The following is a 19016-nucleotide window of genomic DNA, read 5'->3' on the forward strand; positions in this document are numbered from 1 at the left end:
TCAATACAAACCGAATCGGGAAATCTTTCATCATATCACCTACTTGATGAAGAATCGTCAACGTCGTTTTCCCTTATCGTATCAACGGTTTGCGACCATTGTAAAGATGTTTTGTCACGGATTCAGGTGAAGTAAAAAAAACTGGTAGATGGGAACATCGCCCATGTCCTCTTTCAAGATGAGTCGATGATTCGTGATTACCAAGCGATTCAAAAAACATGGTTTGTCAAAGGAAAACAACGAATCATTCCGACGTTTGGAAAACATCAAGGGCTGAAGGTGATTGGCACGTTAAACTACGAAACAGGGGAAGTGTTTTGCATCGAAGAAGAACGCTATGACGCGGAAACATTTCTTCGATTTCTTCAACTTGTGTTAGAACGCTATCCCACAGGCAAAATAGTGATGATTTTAGATAACGCTCGAATTCACCATGCCAAACTCATTCAGCCATTTTTAAAAGAACACGAAGATCGGTTAGAGCTCGTCTTTTTGCCACCATACAGTCCGCAATTGAACTTGATTGAAGGGCTATGGAAATGGCTAAAATCAGACGTGATTTACAACGTGTTCTATTCGAGTGTGCAAGAAATTAGAAAGAATGTCCAAGCCTTTATTCAGCGAATCAACCAGAAACCAGAACAAACGATCGATCGTTTGTGTGTTCAGTTGTAAATCTTTAATTCAACTTATATAGGAGGATTTAGTATGAATTTTTTTAAGGATTTTAAGATTGCCTTTTTCTCACCTGGGTCTCGCCCCCTGCTGATTGCTTCTTTTTTGTCTAATATTGGAGATTGGATTTATTTCGTCGGTATGTCAGCGTTGCTATACAATACAGCTGGTGCTTTAGCCATGACAGCGTTCATTATTATTCGGCAATGTATGTATATTGTTTTTTCTCCGTTTACTGGCTACATCGCGGATCGTTTTCCCAGAAAATCACTGATGCTAATTACAGATCTTCTAAATGGGATACTGATGTTTATCTTAAGTTTCCTCTCAATTCAACAAATAAATTCTATTTCGCTGTATATTACTCTTATTTTATTAGTTGTCATATTTGGTCTAATTAATCGCTCTGCTAGATTAGTGGTAATTCCAAAATTAGTGGAAAAAGAATTTCTTTTATCATTAAATGCTCTAACTAATATAATTGGAACTACGTCTTTAACAATTGCTCCAGTTATAGCTGGACTAGCTATGAAAATGGGGGGAGTGAGTTGGACATTTCTAATTAATGGAATTTCCTTTCTGTTAAGTCTATTATGTAGTTTAGCTCTACCAAGTAGTCTAAATAAGATTGAGGGCGCTAAGAAAGATATGGCTAACAGTTATACAACTAAATTTAGAGAGATTACAGAAGGGTTATCCTTTGTTATAAGAGTTTCGAAAGCACGTTCAATTACTTTTTTTCTTATTACCTCGCATTTAGTAGTAGGAGCCACATGGGTATTCATCCCTGAACTATCCAAACTACTACAGCAAGGAGATGCAGGAATTGGTTATCTAAATTCTGCAGTAGGAGCTGGTTCTGTACTGGGTGTATTCATTGGTGCTTGGATTGGAAGCAAACGACTAGGAACATCTGCAATAATTGGTGTTATAGGACTGAGTTTGTCTGTTCTTCTTTGCTCCATTAGTTCTATCTATAGTTTTAGTCTACTCATCGCTACTTTAGTAGTATATGGATCTGTAACCCTAATGGGTATTTTTGCGAACATTGCTGATGCTCCGTTATGGACAATGATTCAGCAGGTTACTAACGACAGTAATGCAGGTAGAGTTTACTCAGCAGTTGATGCCTTGACTGTAGGCGGGATGGCTTTAGGTTCATTTTTAGCAGGTTGGATTATTTCCCATCTATCTTTATCTTTTACCTTAGTCGTAATTTCTATTATTTCCCTGATCATGACAGGAATTTTCATTCCGGGCATTGTTCGAAGCACACAAAAAGAGAAATCAATTAGTCCTTCAGGTGAGAGTTATGGAAAATGAACAGTTACAAAAAGTAGTATAAAGATTGGAGATTATCAAAATCAACTAGAAGTAGATTCTTTTACAGAGCTTTACTTAAAAAATTTTTGACACAACTCCAGAACCACAATAATAAATTATGAAAGTAACCAATAAGATCTGATAAAAGATGGCTCAATCGAATTCTTCATGCTGCGTTTGTTTTATTGAGAATGTGTGAAGGTTTAAGTAGGTTAAAAAATATCATTCTACTCTACCTATATAAGTTTCAATAAAGATTTTCCGATTGTTCGATTCTGTTTTCCTTCATAACAAGTCATTTTGATAGAATGCGGTGGGCGCTCTACTGGATGTAAAACAAAGTTTCAACTTATATAGGTGAAATATTTTAAAATGTCAATACTTTTTTAAGGCGCCAAACAGGCAAAAGCATGAAGAAGAGGGATGGCGACTTGGGCTTTTATTAAGGGTTTGAACATGAAAAAGGAAGGCGGCGCTCATGCTGATGGAGCGCCGCCTTCCTTGATCCTATTTCGCCTAAATTTTCATAATCCCCCCCGTGCTCGCCGAGGTGACGTGTTTCGAGTAGCGGGCGAGATAGCCGGTTTTCACTTTCGGTTCAAAGCCTTTCCAGTTCGCCTTCCGCCGTTCGAGCTCTTCATCGGACAGCTTGACGTTGATCGTCCGTTTCACCGTGTCAATCTCGATGATGTCGCCGTCTTGGATGAACGCGATCGGCCCGCCTTCGGCCGCTTCCGGTGAAACGTGGCCGACGGATAGGCCGCGCGAGGCGCCGGAGAAGCGGCCGTCAGTGACAAGCGCCACTTTGGTGCCGAGCCCCATGCCGACGATTTGCGACGTCGGCGCCAGCATTTCCGGCATCCCTGGGCCGCCTTTTGGCCCTTCGTAGCGGATGACGACAACATGTCCCGGCTTGATTTTCCCGCTGGCAATGCCCTCGAGCGCTTCCTCTTGGGAGTCGAAGACGATCGCGGGCCCTTCATGGCGCGTGATGCCGCCTTGCACCGCCCCGGTTTTAATGACGGCGCCGTCCGGCGCCAGGTTGCCAAACAAAATGGCGAGCCCGCCCGTTTCCGAATACGGGTTGTCAATCGGCCGGATGACGTCATAGTTTTTCACTTCGCAGCCGGCGATGTTTTCCCCGAGCGTTTTGCCCGTGACGGTGAGCGTATCTAAATGAAGCGTGCCTTCTTTTTTCGCCAGCTCGTTCAACACGGCCGAAACGCCGCCCGCTTCATGCAAGTCTTCGATGTAATGGATGTCCGACGCCGGGGCGAGTTTGGCCAAATGCGGCACGCGCGCCGCCACTTCGTTGATGCGCTCAAGCGAGTACTCGATGCCGGCTTCGTTGGCGATCGCCAGCGTATGCAGCACCGTATTCGTCGAGCCGCCAAGCGCCATGTCGAGGGCAAACGCATTGTCGATCGCTTTTTCGGTGACGATGTCGCGCGGTTTAATGTCATGCTCGATCAAATACATGAGCTGTTTCGCCGACTGGCGGACAAGTTCTTTGCGCGCCGGGTCGACCGCCAAAATCGTGCCGTTGCCCGGCAGTGCAAGCCCGAGCGCTTCAGCGAGACAGTTCATCGAGTTGGCCGTAAACATGCCCGAGCACGATCCGCACGTCGGACAGCCGTACCGTTCGAGTTCTTCAAGCCCTTTCTCATCGAGCGTTCCCCCTAAATACGCCCCGACGCCTTCAAATACAGATGACAGTGAAATTTTCCGCCCATCCTTCGTCACGCCGGCTTTCATCGGTCCCCCGCTGACGAAAATCGTCGGAATGTTAAGACGCATCGCCGCCATCATCATTCCCGGCGTAATTTTGTCGCAGTTCGGAATGCACACCATGCCGTCAAACCAATGCGCCGAGATAACCGTTTCGATCGAATCTGCGATGATTTCCCGGCTCGGCAGCGAATAGCGCATCCCGATATGGCCCATCGCAATACCGTCGTCAACGCCGATCGTGTTCATTTCAAACGGCACGCCGCCCGCTTCGCGAATCGCTTCTTTCACGATTCTCCCAAACTCTTGCAAGTGAACGTGCCCCGGAATAATGTCGATGTATGAATTCACCACCGCAATAAACGGTTTATCAAAGTCTTCTTCTTTTACGCCCGCCGCTCGCAATAGGCTTCGGTGCGGAGCACGGTCAAATCCTTTTTTGATCATGTCGCTGCGCCGTTTTTTCATCATCGGTCCCTCCATCATGCGGTTTGATTGATTGCTAGTATTGTACCACTTTTTCTAATAGAAAGACAATTACCTTTATTATGAATGCGATTTCAAAATCCACTTCGACGAAAAAACAAGTCAGAAAAATCAGCCTTTCCTCTTGACAACCGGAGCATTTGGCGTCATAATTTCTTACAAATTGCACTCCTTGACAAGAAAACAACAGGAACGGCACGGGACTAGTAAACCGAGGGAACGCGCCAGAGAGTGGAACCCATAGGCTGGAAGGTTCCTCGCGGGAAGCCGGTTGAACCTGCCCTAGACGGCCGCTTATGCAAACATAAGCCGCACGCCTGCGTTACAGGCTCGAGGGGGCGCTTTAGGCGCCAAAAAAGGTGGTACCGCGGAACGCTTTTCCGTCCTTTTGCGAAAGGAGGAAAAGCGTTTTTTATTGGCCGGCCGCTTCGCAGGACGGCTAGGCGATCCAACTCATGCCATTCAACACGCAAAGGAGGGAGGAGCGCGATGAAACGGCAGCGCGTAGTGGTCAAAATCGGCAGCAGCTCGCTCACCGATCTGAAAGGTGGCCTTTGCCGCGACAAGCTGAACGGCCATGTTGAAGCCATCGCCTATCTGAAACAGCTCGGCCATGACGTCATTCTCATCACGTCCGGCGCTGTCGCCGCCGGGTTCGGGCCGCTCGGCTACCCGGCGCGGCCGACGACGATCGCCGGCAAACAGGCCGCGGCTGCCGTCGGGCAAAGCTTGCTCATGCAGGCGTACAGCTCGGCGTTCGCCCAATTCGGCTTTACGGCCGCTCAGCTGTTGTTGACGCGCAGCGACTTTTACAGCCGCGAACGGTTTCGTAACTTGTTCGCCACGATGACGACGCTGCTCGAACACGGGGCGATCCCGATCATCAATGAAAACGACTCCGTTTCCGTTGAAGAATTGACGTTTGGCGACAACGATATGCTGTCGGCGCTTGTCGCCGGCTTTTTGCACGCCGATGCGCTCATGTTGCTTACCGACATTAACGGGCTGTATGACGCCAACCCGAAAACGAATCCACAAGCGAAAAAATACGCCTTTTTGCCGCACATTACCGACGAAATGATCGAAGCGGCCGGCGGCAGCGGCTCGGCAGTCGGCACCGGCGGCATGCGCTCAAAGCTTCTCGCCGCTCAAAAAGCGTTGTCCTTCGGCGTCAGCGTCTTTATCGGCACCGGGCGAGGCAAAGAAGCACTCGCCGATATTTTAGCCGGAAAAGGTGATGGGACGTACATCGGCGCCCCATTTCCGAAGCAAATGCAAATGCACAAGCAATGGATCGCGTATCACGCGCCTGTCGCCGGCACGATCACCGTCGACAGCGGCGCGGAGGAAGCGCTCCTTGCGCGCGGCAAAAGCTTGCTTCCCGCCGGCGTCACGGCCGTTTCCGGCGACTTTCATGCGATGGATGTCGTCGATGTTGTCAATGAGAAAGGGATCACGATCGGCCGCGGCCAAGTGTATTATGCCGCCGCCGATTTAGAAAAAGTAAAAGGACTTCCGAGTGAGGAAGCGCGGCAATACTCTTACCTTCACCGCCCGGAAGTCATCCACCGCGACAATTGGGTCACGTTGCGAAAGGAGAGTGTATCGAAATGAGCGAACTGCTCGAAAAAGCCGAACGGTTGAAAACGGCGTCACAAACGTTAGCCATGCTGTCTACGAAAGAAAAAAACGCCGCATTGGAACAGATCGCCAAAGCCATCGACCGCGAACGCGCCTTCATTTTGCAAGAAAACGAAAAAGATATGGCCCAAGGCCGCGAGCAAGGGCTGTCACCGGCTCTGCTCGACCGGCTGCAGCTCACCGACGAACGAATGGATCAAATCATCGGCGGCGTCCGCCAAGTCGCTTCCCTCCCCGACCCGGTCGGGGAAGTTGTCAGCGAGTGGACGCGGCCGAACGGGCTTCGCATCCAAACGGTGCGCGTGCCGCTCGGAGTGGTCGGCATGGTGTATGAAGCGCGACCGAACGTCACGGTCGACGCCGCCAGCCTTTGCCTGAAAACCGGAAACGCCGTCCTGCTCCGCGGCAGCTCATCAGCGCTTCATTCGAACAAAGCGCTCGTTCGCGTCATGAAAGAAGCGCTCCGCACGACGACCGTTCCGGAAACGGCGATTGAACTGCTCGAAGACACGAGCCGGGAAACGGCGCAGCGTATGTTCCGTCTCAACAACTACTTGGATGTGCTCATCCCGCGCGGCGGAGCCGGGCTCATCCGCTCGGTCGTCGAAAACGCCACCGTGCCGGTGCTTGAGACCGGCGTCGGCAACTGTCATATGTTCATCGACGAATCAGCCGAGCGGCAAATGGCGATCAACATCGTCCTGAACGCCAAATTGCAGCGTCCGTCCGTCTGCAACGCCATCGAAACGGTGCTCATCCATGAGCGTTGGCCATATGCCGACGACTTGCTTGAGGCGCTGCACGCCCGCGGTGTGGAGCTGCGCGGCGACGACCGCCTCGCGTCATCGCACCCGTTCATCAAACCGGCGACGGAAGACGACTGGCATGCGGAATATTTGGCGCCGATTTTAGCGGTTAAGCTCGTCGCCGATGTCGATGAGGCGATTGCCCATATCCGCCGCTACGGGACGAAGCACTCGGAAGCGATCATCACCGAAAACGAAGCGAACGTCCGCCGCTTTTTCCAAGCGGTCGACGCGGCGGTCTTGTACCATAACGCCTCCACCCGCTTCACGGACGGCGAACAGTTCGGCTACGGAGCGGAAATCGGCATCAGCACGCAAAAGCTGCACGCCCGCGGTCCGATGGGGCTTGTCGCCATCACGACAACGAAATCGCTCGTGTACGGGACGGGGCAAATTCGGGAGTCATAACGATGGCTGCAACGAAGACGGTTTTCACTAAGTTTCTAAAGCATAAAACGATCCGGACCCAACGCATGGCTTCCGGATCGTTTTCTTATTTTCCCGTCTCCACAAAAACCCAATAACGGCTGCCGATAAAGTTCACCGCCATCCCGGCGATTGTCGCCGCCAGTTTCGCCAGCCAGAGCGGCGCGAGCCGTTCCGCGGCCAGCAAAACGGCAAGCGATGCACCGAACGACAGCCCGTTGACGACAAGAAAGCGCAAAACTTCCTTTATATTGGCTTTCCGTTTGACTTGAAACGTCCAACGCCGATTCCAAATGTAGCTGTTCGCCATCCCGGCGCCGTAGGCAACGGCTTGGGCAACCGCCGCCTTAGCGCCTGCAGCAGTCAACAAAAAAAAGACGGCGAAGTCCACCGCGGTATTGCTCACCCCAACGAGGCCAAACCGCCATACGGCTTGTTTTTCTTTACGGAATATACGAAGGCTTTCGTTCATGTTTCGTTCCGACTCCCCACGTTTCATTGACAATATAGAGCGGACGCTCTTTCACTTCATCGTAAATCCGGCCGATATATTCGCCAATCGCGCCGAGCATGAGCAGTGTCACCCCGTTGCCAAGAAGCACGGCCATCAACAATGACGCCCAGCCAGCGACCGTTGAATGAGCAAACCATTTAAGATAAAGGACAACGAACATCCCTACAACGCTGGCCGCCGACAACAAGAACCCAAGCCAACTCGCCAGCTTCAGCGGCTTGTATGAAAACGAGGTGATGCCATCAAGCGAAAACCGAATCATCTTTTTGAGCGGGTATTTCGTCTCGCCGGCGAAACGCGGCTCCCGTTCGTATTCAACCGCCGTCTGCCGGAAGCCGACCCAGCTTACCAGCCCCCGAACAAACCGGCTTCGCTCTCTTATATAGCGTAACTGATCGCACACTTTCCGGTCAATAAGGCGAAAATCGCCTGTATCGACCGGAATGTCGATTTCAGTCGCCGCTCGCAGCAACCGGTAAAACACGTAAGCCGTCCATCTTTTGAACACCGTCTCGCCCTTGCGCTTGGCGCGCCGGGCATACACCACTTCATACCCTTCCTTCCAGCGCTCGATCATCTCTAAAATAAGCTCGGGGGGGTCTTGCAAATCAGCGTCAATGACGATGATCGCTTGACCCGAGGCATAGTCCATCCCCGCAGTAATGGCGATTTGGTGGCCAAAATTGCGGGAAAAGTCAATGTACTTCACGGTGTCATCCTTCACGGCCAATTCCCTCAAGATCTCCAGCGTCTCATCCGTGCTGCCGTCGTTAATGAACAACAATTCATACGGTTCGTCCGTTTGCTCCATGACGGTTTTCAACCGCCGGTACGTCTCGCGGATGACCAGCGCCTCATTATATACAGGGATAATGACAGAATAGGTCGCCATTCATGTCCCCTCCTTCGTTCGCTTCTTGCCTTTTTCTGCGAAAAGACAGCTCACACACGCCTCTATCCTCACACCCGAAAAAAGAGAGCGATGCAAACCGCATCGTTTTTGCACCATCGTGCTCAAAGCGCAGCTTTTCGCGTGCGACGTCCCATGATTTCGCGAAAAACCGCACGGCGCTTCCGTTGCAAGTGGAAAAACGTTATCGAAGTATTCGCCAACATACTCGAGCACCAGATGCTAGCCGTTGTACACGTACAGCGTCATTCCTCCGCGGCCCATGCCGCCAAAGGTCTCGCTTTGCCCACCGCCCCATTGTGACGACGGCACTTCTTGACAATGCGTTTTGATCCATTGCACCAGCTCATTGTCGCCCCGTCCCTCTCCAGAGAGAAGGAAATACTTCACCTCGCCGTTTTGGACCATCTTCTCCAGCTTCGCGGGGGTCAACACTGGATCGGTTCCCCCAAATCCACCCATCGCCATCACCGCGCGGTCGGTATGAAGCATCATCTCCGCCGCTTCGGTTGCTCGAATGGTCGCGGCCAAGTATTTGGCTTTTCCAGCATGTTGCTCTAAATAAGCCACTAAAGCGGCCAATGAATGGCGGCCTCCAAGCTCAGTCCCTTCATCCGACCGCACATCCCTTTGCCCTTGCCGCCAGCGCCCGTCCTGCCCCGCCGGCATCGCTGCAGTCAGCATGGCGCCTCCTTCCCGGCGCAAATCGGGCCCTGCATATGGAATCGTGCTGTTCGTTCCGTACAACACAGGTGTGAGCGACCAATACGCCGGCAGCACAAGCAAACCAAACAGCGCGGCCGCATAGACGATTCGCTGCCAGCGCTCGCGCCCTTCTATCGCCAACCAGAGGCAAACGATCGCCAGTCCGTAAAATCCGACCGCCATCGGCCACACGGCCGACAATGAGTGGTTGTATTGCCAAGCAATCCATATATCAAACGCATAAGTGGCCAAAAGAGCCGTCGGAAACAGCCATGACATTCGACGTTCACCGGTTCCAAACGAAGCGAGCATCTTTCCTCCGGATCCCACCAACACTGCAATCGCCGGAGCCAGCATACTTAAATAGTAACGATGGTAAAACCCGGCGATGCTAAAAAACACCATCATCGGTCCAAGCCAAGCAAGCCAAAAGAGCAAGAAACGATGAAACAACGTTATTTGGCGGCGGCGCCATACATCAGCCATCCATCCGACAGCTACCACCATAACAAACGGCAGCAGCCAACTCGCTTGTCCGGCTAAAGGAAGCTGGAACAGCCGAAAAACGCCGGGATCGCCAATCTCTCCGCGGCCGATGCCGCCCATGCCGCCTCCTGGAGCAGAAGGAGGGGCTCCTGGCGCTCCGGACATCGAAGGCGGTGCTCCTTCTGAAGGAAATGCGCCATTCTCTCCACCGTTTGGCGGTGCAGTGATGCCGCTCGTTTCTGTCAACCTCTCTCTCCCATTAAAATCCGTCCCCATTCTGCCGCCCGGCCCGGCCTCCCCCGTCAGCCGTTCAATGCCGTTGTAGCCTAGGGCCAGCTCCAACACCGAATTGGTTTTGCTGCCGCCAATGTATGGGCGTTTATCGGCCGGAATCAAAGCGACAGCTCCCGCATACGAAAGGGAAACGGCAAGCAGCACGACTGTGGCCATCGCCAAATGGCCCGTCCGTTTTTTCCACGATGTTTTCGCCGCCAACCAATAGAACAAGTAAAACGCCGGCAGCACCATGTATGCCTGCAACATTTTCATATTAAACCCCACCCCAACGACCGCAAAGCTGCCGATCAGCCATGCGAGCCGCTTGGTCATGACGGCTTTCATCAACATCCAAACCGCGACAAGCAGCGTAAACACCAATACGGCATCAATGTTGTTCGTACGCGCCACGGCAACAAACACCGGGGTGCAGGAAAAAATGAAGCTTGCCCAGCGCGCCGCTATCCGCCCCGCCCACGGCTTGACGATCACGTACATCATCCACGTCGAGGCAACCCCCGCCAACGCTTCCGGAAGAAGCACGCTAAAATCGCTCACTCCGAACACTTTCACGCTCAACGCCTGCAGCCAAAGCGCCGCCGGCGGCTTATCAACGGTAATGAATCCCTCCGGATCAAGCGCGGCGAAGAAAAACGCCTTCCAACTTGCGGCCATGCTTTTCGCCGCCGCCGTATAATACACATTGGAACCGCTGTTTCCAATTTGATAGAAGTGCAAAAAAGCTGACCAAGCCATGATCGCAGCAATCCATCCATCCCATTTCCATTGTATTTTCTTCATCGACTCTCCCTTTCCGTCATGTTCTTCGTCTCCTGCCGTTACGTTACCCCGTGTTGGTGAAAGTTTGGTGAAAAAATCGAGCGAATGGACAAGGTTTTCATTTCGCTGACCGCAGACGTGTGCTATGATAAAAGGCGAAAGGAGGTGAATCGTGTGGAAGGAGCCACCATCGTGCAACAAATTTTAAAGGCGCTCGACTTGCATTCCGGAAAAATCCAACAACAAATGAAGGAAATGGAAGATCGGCTGCGCACCGAAATCCAAGATACTGAAAGCCGACTGCGTGTTGAAATTCAAGATACGGAAAGCCGGCTACGCGCTGAAATTCAAGACACGGAAAACCGACTGCGCGCGGAGATCCAAGATACGGAAAACCGACTGCGCGCGGAGATCCAAGATACAGAAAATCGGCTGTATGCCAAAATTCGCGAAACGGAAGACCGGTTGCACCAAAAACTCTTGGATCTGGAAAAACGCACCGACGCTCGGTTTGAGCGCTTGGAAACGAAAATGAACTATTGGCGCCTTGAATGGTCGGAAACACAGGAAACCGTCGACTTCCTCGCCCGCAAAACCCTCCAACATGAACGAAAACTCCGTTCCCGGGCTGGACAAAACGAAATCTCTTAAAAAACGAAAAAAGCCAAACCGGCCGCCGGCACTTTCCTGCTTGACGATCGGTTTGGCTTCTGCCTTCTGTTGTTTGAACAGGCGCCTGCTTTGATGAATGATCGCGATGTCGAGAGGAGGCAAGCCCTTTTCTTTTTATTCCACTCCCTGCTGCTTTGCGATGTCCACGCGTGAAAACGCCTCTTTCATCACCTCATACGACTGCTTCAGCCGCTCATGATAGCGCGGCGCCTCCCACACCGGCCACGTGTACTCATAAAATCGCGCGGCCGGCAGCACATTCCCGTTCATCGCCGGGAAAGAAAACGAATCGTCTCCATCCTCAACGTACAAACCAAGACGAATGCCTTCAACGATGACACGGCTTTTGAGCCCGCCTTTCGACCACATGTCGCCCATCACCTCGCGCCGGCTCGGATCGGTCACGTTCAAAAGCGCCCATGGCAGGCGGATTTCGTACATATCGCCATCGCGGCTGACGCTGATATCCGTGAGTGAATCGTATGCCTCATCGTCGGGGTTGGCCGTGCCAAACCGCAACACCCCTGTTTCATATGAGTCGAACGGCACAGCCTTGCCGCGGGCTTCCTCCAATTTTTTGTTCAACGTCAGGCGAATCGGGTGGTAGACGCCGTTATCTTTGCGATTGGCGTACGGGGCCGCCGGCATCATATGCAGCTCTTTTCCGTAATGGAAGTAAAACGTGTCATAGTAGCTGTCGACAAGCAGCCGGGCGCTCTGTTCTCCATGAATGACCAAGGCAAAGTCAATTCCCGCTGTCCGGACGCCAGACAGGCCGGGCAGGAGCGATTGCCCTTGGTTCGGAATCGTGTCAAACGCCATGTAGACCGTCGTCCGATCGGTGATGCGTCCGCTGTCAAGCCGCACATACAAATACCCTTCATCGCTTGTGACGTACAGCGCCCGCTTGCCCTCTGTCCAAGCCGGCCGGATTCCGTTGAATGTCCAATCGTCTTTTCGGCCGTCGACCTTCATCATCGCGGCTGCGCTTGGACCTGGCTCAAACCGAAGCAATCCAAATTGTTGTTCGTTCGTCTGCACGTTCAGCCAAAACGGGCGGCGGTCCTGGTTGTCATAATCCATTGTGTTCCATGTCCGCTTGAACCATTCATCCTGCCAGGAAAACAACAGCCCTCCCGCCATCCACTCATGGACGATGTCCTCAAACAGCTCCCGGTCGATCGTTCCTTGTTCTTGTTCCGACAAAAACCCCTGATTTTTCCCGTGTACATTTCGATGCGCCATGCCGCGCGAAGAAGGAACGCCAAATTCAGCGACCAAAATCGGCATCCGGTGCGCCGCCTTCATGTCATGCAAGTAGGCGGCATAGCTGTTCTGCTCGCCGCGTTGGTCAACATAGCTGACGTATTTTTCCTCACGATTCAAAAAGTCAGGGTAATACGGATAAATATGGTATGACGCAAACAACCCGGCCTGCAGCTCGTGAGTGGCGTACATGACATTGGGGTTGACGGAAACAAAATCTTCTTTCACAAACGGTTCGGCCGGATGGCGGAGGAGGTCGGTCGTCACCCAATTCGTAAAACTGACCGGCCGCTGCCAGCCGTATGTTTCCGTTTCATACGCCACCGCTTCGTCGATCATACGGGCCAGCCATGCCTCAAACGGGCTCGCTCCTTTCGTGTATACGTATTTGCCGCGGTAGTCGCCCTGCTTCGGGTGTTTTTCGTTCGTCGCCGCCACAACGTCCGGATCCCACTCGACACCGAAAATCCAGCCGAGAACATACGGAGAAAGGTCGTATCGGTACATCCCGCCGGCATGCCCAGGCCGTTTTGCAATGCGGGCCTTGCCATGAACGAGGTCAATCGTACGGCGAATGTCCGTGCGAAACACCTCACTCACCTCAGGCGCCCACACATCCTTCGTCCGCAGCATCGCCCCTTCATCGATCCAGACGCCATGGAACAAATAAAGCGGCTGCTTCGCTATTTGGTTGTACTCGTAAAGCGCTTCGTAAAACGCCGGCGGGTGGATCGTATAGACGCGGATGGCATTCGCCCCCATCGCCCCGATGTACTGCAGCCAGCGGAAATATTCTTCCTTCGTAATCTTCGCCTCTCCCGGAAACGCGCCGGGTTTGCTGATGCCGAGGTTGACTCCTTTGATGAGCAGCGGCTCCCATCTCCCGTTGCGGTATACTTGCAAATAGTCGCGCCCGACCGTTCCCGCCAAGCGGACGCCGCTTTGTTCCACCGTTTGAACGGCGTCCTGCAGCTTGCCATCTTCCTTATATGCCTTGATTTCCCGCAAAATCGCTTTCATCATCGGCACGTACGCCTTCCAGTAAAAGGCCGCGCCGTTGTCCGAGCGGCCGTCCTCCGTCCATTTGCGCCATACATCCAGCCCCACGGTCTGATAAACGGAAGGCAGTTCCCCTTGATCAGCGTAATCGCCGCAAAAGTAATACGACTGATACGTCTTTGTCTCATAGCGGACAACGGCCGGAAAGGAAAACGGCAGCCCGATCGCCCGCAGCTTCTCTTTCCCGCGCTCAGACAGCGACAGCGTGTACGTTGCGAGCACCATGCGCTCATCAAGCGGCTTGACGATGTCAAACCAATACGAATACGATGTGCGCATCTTGCCGCCCCAACGGGCTTCCCCCGCTTTTGTGGAGGAAAACATGACGCCACCGCCGCCAAGGTCGCGCCGATCGAGGACAAGAAGCCGATCCGACTCATCGACCAACACCATACCCGGCCCGCGGAACGAAAACGCCTTTCCGTATTGCGCTTTGTAGTTTTCTTTCACCCACACTGGCACTTCCTGGCTGTTCAAATCAGGAAAATAACGGCCGATCCAGCCGGTCCACTCAAGGCCGAACAGCTGGGCAAACGAGGCGCGCACTTCGTTTTCTGTCGGATGGGCCATCGAATTGAACTCGGCGATCAACGTTTTCCCGCCTTGGCGGGCAAACCGCCAAAGCGACTCCATCTCCTGCCGCTCAAGCCCGCCGTACACTTTCGCCCGCGCGCCGTCCGTTTGCTTGTGGACAAACTCTTCCTCATATACCCCATATGTGTCAACGATATAGACCGCATCGTACCGTGCCATCTCCTTTGGCAGCGGCCGCACCTCGTACGTTTCATCCTGTTTCGGCGCAAACCCGGCGTAATCGCGCGCAGCTTTGTATCGCTCTCCGTTGCCGTGGACGTATTTTTGCTGATTCAAGACCCAAACGAGCCCTTGATGCTCGCGATACGACCGATCGGGCACCGTTTTGTCGACAATGAGCAAATTAAGCTTTGTTTCTGGTTTCAGCCACCAAAGCCAATAGGGCGCGAACAGAACCAGCACTGCCAAGACCATATACACATAAAGCCAGCTGAACACCCGCTTCTCCATCTCCCCACTCTCCCAATCTTTCACCTATTTCCCCTATTTATAACAAACGAAACGATTGTCCGGCAAGAACAGGCGGATGCGGCATTCGAAATTTCTTTTTTGGTCAACCGAAGTCCATTTCCAATCAAGTGGCGGCAACCCTTGCCAATGAGGAAATCAAAAAAGCAAGCCCCTTTGCCTAGGAGCTTGCTTGCCCGCGGCTAAATCCTCTCAACGGTTCGGCTCGTACACATCCCATGTCCATTTAATCGACTGAACAATTTGGTCCGCCGCCTGTTCAGCCTCGAGCTCATTGATAATGACGCGGGAATGATGGAGCGCATAGGCTGATTGGCGCTGGAAAAAGAGCTGCTCCACTTCTTCCAACGTTTTGTTTTTCAACACCGGCCGGCTGTCGACAATAAGCGGCAGCCGCTCTTCCTTCCAATGCTCCCACGACAAGTCAAGGAAAAAGACGATGCCGTGGGCCAAACAGGCGCGCCGCACGTCTTCCTGCAAATACGCGCCGCCGCCGAGCGAAAGAATTTTCAACCTCGTATTCGTACATAAATCAACGATCAGCTCGCGCTCAACCTGCCGAAAATACGCTTCCCCTTTTTGCGCGAACATCTCCGGAATCGTCATCCCGTGCCGCCGCTCGATTTCCGCGTCGACATCGATGAAGTCGCGGTACAGCTTCTTCGCGACAAGCTGCCCGATCGTTGTTTTCCCCGCCCCCATAAAGCCGATCAAAATGATATTTCGCTCGCGAAGCGGGATGACCGTCTGCCTCTCCACGCTGCTTCACCTCTTTTCCTCTCTCTTCCCAGAAGACTGGCGAATGACAAGCTCCGGATGCAAAATCGTCCGTTTCGGTGCACTCGCATCCCCTTTCATGCGTTCATGCAGCTGCTTGGCCGCATAGGCGCCGATCTTCTCAGGAAACGCGGCGACAGTTGTGAGCGGCGGCTGAAACAGCGCCGATTCTTGAATATTGTCAAACCCGACGACCGCGATGTCGCGCCCTGGAACGATCCCTTCCTCTTTTAAGCCAAGCATCGCCCCAAACGCGACGACATCGTTGTAACAAAAGAGCGCTGTCGGCGGGTTCGGGTGCTGCAACAGGCGTTTGACCGCCATCCGCCCGCCTTGCCTTGTCGTCGCCGATGGCACAAGCAGCGTGTCATCCATCTCGATGCCCGCCGCACGCAACGCTTCACTGTACCCCGACCGGCGCGCTTTCCATACGGACGATTGCGGAGACCCACCGATAAAGGCGATGCGCCGATGGCCGCCTTCGAGCAAATGCTCGACCGCCATCCGCCCGCCGGCTATATTATCGATCCCAATATAATCAAACTGTCCGGCCGGAAGTTCATCACGGGCAAACAATACAACAGGAATATCCCACTGCCGCAGCCGCTCGAGCATCTCTGCCGAACATCCAGGAACCGGGCTCATGATCACACCGCCCACCCGATGCTCCAGCATCGTCGACAATAAGGCGTCTTGTTTTTCCGGCCGGTCAAACGTCGTGCCTAAAATGACCGTATATCCTTCCTGATCGAGCGCCTCATGGACGCCAACGAGCAATTCGGAAAAAAACGGGTTGTCAAGTTCGGTGATAATAAGACCAACTGTCGACGAACGCTGCGAACGCAAATTGGCCGCCACGCGGTCATAGACGTAGCCAAGCTCTTTCATCGCTTGGAGCACTTTTTTTCGCGTTTCTTTCGAAATATTCGGACTCCCACGGACGACAAGCGAGGCGGTCGCCCGCGACACGCCGGCGTGTTTGGCGACTTGTTCGAGCGTCACGCGGGAACGCTTTTTATCTGACACCGTTCGAATCACCTGCTTTACCGTCGCTTTCACCTATCAAAAGTATAAAGGCTGGCGGCAAGCAGTGTCAATGCAAGGCGTGGGCTGCCGGGAAAACAAACTTCGAAACAAAAAACCCGGCAGCCTCGCACAAGGCAAGGAGCCGGGAAGGCGGCAAGCCGCCGTTCGTTCATTCATATGATCTCGTTTTCTCGCAGCCGCTCAATGTCTTCCTTGGACATGCCAAGCATCGTTTGCAAAATCTCTTCGGTATGCTCGCCTAAATCCGGAGCAGTGCGGCGGATGGCACCTGGTGTTTTTTCGAATTTCGGCACAATGCCGGGCATTTTAATTTTGCCAAGGCGCGGATGGGCGACTTCGATGATGTTTTCCCTTGCTTGGTAATGCGGATGCTCAAAAATATCTTTAATGCTCAAAATCGGGCTGACCGGCGGACGGTCCGGATACCCTTGCAAATACGTAAACCCGCTGAACGCCGTCGCCGGCGTGCCGAATCCGGCTTTCTCGCGAAACGGACCTGTTTGCCCGTAGCCCGAGACGCGAATCATCACCAGCTTCGGATTGATCCGCTTCAGTTCTTCATATCCGCCGCCCCATTTTTCGAGCGTGCCGGGGCGGAAATTTTCGATGACAATATCGACGTGGCGGACAAGCTCTTTAAAAATATTCATTCCTTCTTCTTTGCGCAAATCCAACGTGAGCGACCGTTTATTGCGCGCCAGTCCGGGCCAGCGGAGCGGCTCCCCATCCTTGAACGGCCCGACATGGCGGAGCGTATCCCCTTTTCCTGGCAATTCCACCTTGATGACATCGGCGCCAAAATCACCGAGCAAAACCGCCCCAAACGGCGCCGCGATCATTGTCGACACATCGAGCACTTTGACGCCTTCCAGCGGCAAACGCGCCATGACAATCTCCTCCCCCATTTCGATTTATTGTCCGTATGTCATGATGACCGACAACGCGGTCCGGACGTCTTCAATCGGAATTTGCCCCGGCGCCGAGCTTTGCCGTCCGACTGCAAAGGTGACGGCAGAGCCGAACAATCCGCCTGCCAGGCGGGTGATGGCGCCCAATGCCCCCATCGACATCGTGATCAGCGGGATGTCCACCTCTTTTCGCGCTTCTTCCGTCGCCTGCAGCAGCGTGAGCACATCCCCCCGCGTTTTCGGCATCACAGCTGCTTTCGCGATGTCGGCGCCGCATTGTTCCGCTTGACGCATTTTCGCGACAAGCTCTTCCTTCGATGGCGTATGATCAAAATTGTGGTAAGACAACACAAGGCGCACTCCATAGCGGCGCGTCAGCTCCCGGACGATCGGGATGCGCGTCCCATGGGCAAGCTCGTAATCAAGCAAATCGATCGCCCCGCTTTCACAGACGGTTTCAAACAACCGAATCTTTTCCTCTTCCGTCAACGAAATCGGTTGCCCGCCTTCCTGTTCGGAACGAACCGTAAACAAAATCGGGATGTCTCCGGCAATCGCCCGCATCTTTCTCGATGTGGCCGCCACTTCCTGTTCGTCCCGAATCGCCTCGAAAAAGTCCGCCCTCCATTCAATGAGATGCGGCTTTTTCTCCGTGATTTGCCTTGTTTCCTCCAACACTTGCTTCGCGTCCGCTCCGACGACCGGGGCGCAAATGCACGGTTCGTCTCCCCCGATCAAGACATTGCGCACACGGACAGCACGCTTTGCAATCGCCATATGCTCTCCCCCTTATGGTCGATAACCTAGTTTTTCGGAAATGGCTTGTGCTCCTTCTTTTACGAGCCTCTTGAATTGTTCCATCACTTCCCGTGTAAATCGATGCGCCGGCCCAGAGACGGACAAGCAGGCGCCCACTTCCCCGCGGATGTCGAAAATGGGCGCCGCAACGGCCGCAGAGCCGACTTCCCGTTCATCGATGCTAGACGCAACGCCGCGCTCCCGAATCGCCTCAAGCTCCGCCGCTAGACGATCCAATCGTTCCTTTGTCGGCACTTGCGCAAAAATCCGCTCTTGAACTTCGGGCGATTGATAGGCCAACAATACTTTTCCTCCCGCGCCCGCCCAAAGCGGCAGCCGCTCGCCGATTCTCACCATATGGCGCAGCGCCTGAAGCCCCTCGCACTGTTCGACGCAAACGCGGGCATCTTGTTCCAGCACGTATAAGTTCACCGTCTCCCGCGTCTCGTCGCGCAGCCGCTCCATCACCGGCCGCGCGATTTCCCGCACTTTAATCGATTTGCCGGCAATATATCCTAAATAGTACAATCCTTGTCCAAGACGGTACTTTAACGTCTCCGGATCTTTGACGACCAAGCGGTTTTGCTCCAGCGTGGCGAGCAGGCGCGTCGTCGTCGATTTGGCGAGCGAAATCTTTTTCGCCCCGACGCGAAACCAGCCTCCAAGCCCAG

13 protein-coding genes and 2 pseudogenes are annotated in these 19016 nt (G+C 53.3%); 5 read left to right on the plus strand and 10 right to left on the minus strand.

All coding sequences use genetic code 11. The features are described from left to right. Positions 1 to 135: 135 nt before the first annotated feature. Both ETC02_RS11105 and ETC02_RS11110 read left to right on the plus strand, forming a co-directional pair. A pseudogene (locus ETC02_RS11105) lies at positions 136 to 675 on the plus strand (IS630-like element ISBs2 family transposase); the annotation flags it as partial. Positions 676 to 708: 33 nt separating this feature from the next. After that, positions 709 to 1998, plus strand: a complete 1290-nt coding sequence (locus ETC02_RS11110) for an MFS transporter (protein ID WP_050367393.1) — start codon at positions 709 to 711, stop codon at positions 1996 to 1998. Between the two features lie 516 nt (positions 1999 to 2514). Here ETC02_RS11110 and ilvD read toward each other — a convergent pair. After that, entirely contained in the window at positions 2515 to 4194 is a 1680-nt protein-coding gene (gene ilvD, locus ETC02_RS11115; protein WP_033006220.1) for a dihydroxy-acid dehydratase, read from the minus strand. Positions 4195 to 4701: 507 nt separating this feature from the next. Between ilvD and proB the strand changes: the two genes are divergently transcribed. Next, complete coding sequence (gene proB / locus ETC02_RS11120; RefSeq protein ID WP_063211445.1) at positions 4702 to 5826, plus strand: glutamate 5-kinase; 1125 nt, start codon at positions 4702 to 4704, stop codon at positions 5824 to 5826. Continuing rightward, positions 5823 to 7067 (plus strand): glutamate-5-semialdehyde dehydrogenase, encoded by a 1245-nt coding sequence (locus ETC02_RS11125; RefSeq protein WP_063211443.1) that lies wholly within the window; start codon positions 5823 to 5825, stop codon positions 7065 to 7067. The genes proB and ETC02_RS11125 overlap by 4 nt, the downstream gene beginning before the upstream one ends. Before the next feature lie 85 nt (positions 7068 to 7152). On the opposite strand, the gene ETC02_RS11130 is transcribed toward ETC02_RS11125, so the two are convergent. The 3 genes from ETC02_RS11130 to ETC02_RS11140 all read right to left on the minus strand — a co-directional run bounded on the left by ETC02_RS11130 (position 7153) and on the right by ETC02_RS11140 (position 10777). Continuing rightward, positions 7153 to 7557, minus strand: a complete 405-nt coding sequence (locus tag ETC02_RS11130; RefSeq protein WP_094238821.1) for a GtrA family protein — start codon at positions 7555 to 7557, stop codon at positions 7153 to 7155. After that, positions 7529 to 8491, minus strand: a complete 963-nt coding sequence (locus tag ETC02_RS11135) for a glycosyltransferase family 2 protein (RefSeq protein WP_063211441.1) — start codon at positions 8489 to 8491, stop codon at positions 7529 to 7531. The genes ETC02_RS11130 and ETC02_RS11135 overlap by 29 nt, the downstream gene beginning before the upstream one ends. Before the next feature lie 240 nt (positions 8492 to 8731). After that, a complete protein-coding gene (locus tag ETC02_RS11140) occupies positions 8732 to 10777 on the minus strand; it encodes a glycosyltransferase family 39 protein (RefSeq protein ID WP_063211439.1) in 2046 nt (681 codons plus the stop codon). A gap of 153 nt (positions 10778 to 10930) precedes the next feature. On the opposite strand from ETC02_RS11140, the gene ETC02_RS11145 reads away from it, so the two are divergent. Then, positions 10931 to 11407 (plus strand): hypothetical protein, encoded by a 477-nt coding sequence (locus tag ETC02_RS11145; RefSeq protein WP_044742358.1) that lies wholly within the window; start codon positions 10931 to 10933, stop codon positions 11405 to 11407. A gap of 135 nt (positions 11408 to 11542) precedes the next feature. Here the strand turns inward: ETC02_RS11145 and ETC02_RS11150 are convergent, their stop codons facing one another. The 6 genes and pseudogenes from ETC02_RS11150 to ETC02_RS11175 all read right to left on the minus strand — a co-directional run. After that, the gene (locus tag ETC02_RS11150) at positions 11543 to 14797 is read right to left on the minus strand and encodes a hypothetical protein (RefSeq protein WP_063211437.1); all 3255 of its coding nucleotides are present in this window, start codon (positions 14795 to 14797) and stop codon (positions 11543 to 11545) included. A 210-nt stretch (positions 14798 to 15007) separates the two neighbouring features. Further along, entirely contained in the window at positions 15008 to 15574 is a 567-nt protein-coding gene (locus tag ETC02_RS11155) for a shikimate kinase (protein WP_015375117.1), read from the minus strand. 6 nt (positions 15575 to 15580) lie between these two features. Next, positions 15581 to 16618 carry a LacI family DNA-binding transcriptional regulator gene (locus ETC02_RS11160; RefSeq protein ID WP_171698275.1) on the minus strand — a complete coding sequence of 346 codons (1038 nt, stop codon included), beginning with the start codon at positions 16616 to 16618 and terminating at the stop codon, positions 15581 to 15583. 173 nt (positions 16619 to 16791) lie between these two features. Next, a complete protein-coding gene (locus tag ETC02_RS11165; RefSeq protein ID WP_063211434.1) occupies positions 16792 to 17526 on the minus strand; it encodes a CaiB/BaiF CoA transferase family protein in 735 nt (244 codons plus the stop codon). Between the two features lie 24 nt (positions 17527 to 17550). Beyond that, on the minus strand, positions 17551 to 18324 hold the full coding sequence (gene aroD, locus ETC02_RS11170) for a type I 3-dehydroquinate dehydratase (RefSeq protein WP_063211432.1): 774 nt from the start codon (positions 18322 to 18324) through the stop codon (positions 17551 to 17553). 12 nt (positions 18325 to 18336) lie between these two features. Continuing rightward, positions 18337 to 18987: pseudogene (locus ETC02_RS11175) on the minus strand (IclR family transcriptional regulator); the annotation flags it as partial. Positions 18988 to 19016 lie beyond the last annotated feature (29 nt).

It is taken from the genome of Geobacillus sp. DSP4a, from assembly GCF_013096875.1.
Classification (GTDB): domain Bacteria; phylum Bacillota; class Bacilli; order Bacillales; family Anoxybacillaceae; genus Geobacillus; species Geobacillus thermophilus.